This window comes from Lactococcus sp. EKM203L, from assembly GCF_011800585.1.
In the GTDB taxonomy this organism is placed as follows: domain Bacteria; phylum Bacillota; class Bacilli; order Lactobacillales; family Streptococcaceae; genus Lactococcus; species Lactococcus lactis.
This window is the reverse complement of record NZ_JAALEQ010000059.1, coordinates 1-313: the sequence shown is the minus strand read 5'-3', so window position 1 is coordinate 313 and position 313 is coordinate 1. Positions and strand designations below refer to the sequence as shown.

Here is a 313-nt window from a genome sequence, read left to right as displayed (position 1 = left end):
GGAGTTTTGGCAACTGGAAAGAAAATAATACTCATTATCCTTGATCTCCTTTTACTTACGCTTGTTCTACCAATGACTTGGGATTATTACAATTTCATGGAGTATGATTGGAGGACAACGACCTCTAGTAACATTCCGTTCATAGGAAAATATATGACAGACTATTTGTTTTGGGGGAACATCGTTTTAACAGTCATATTAATTCTCGCCTTGATTGTAATTCTTTTTTATCCTCGAACCTATATGGATGTACAACTCACTTCAAATAATGGAGATTTAACTTTAAAAAAGTCTGCCATTGAAGGTTTTGTAG

1 protein-coding gene is annotated in these 313 nt (G+C 34.2%); it reads left to right on the top strand.

The features are described 5' to 3' along the window. Window positions 1-6: 6 nt before the first annotated feature. Window positions 7-313 (top strand): alkaline shock response membrane anchor protein AmaP (gene amaP / locus HFD15_RS14085; protein WP_167593837.1); only part of this gene is annotated, 307 nt, incomplete at its 3' end.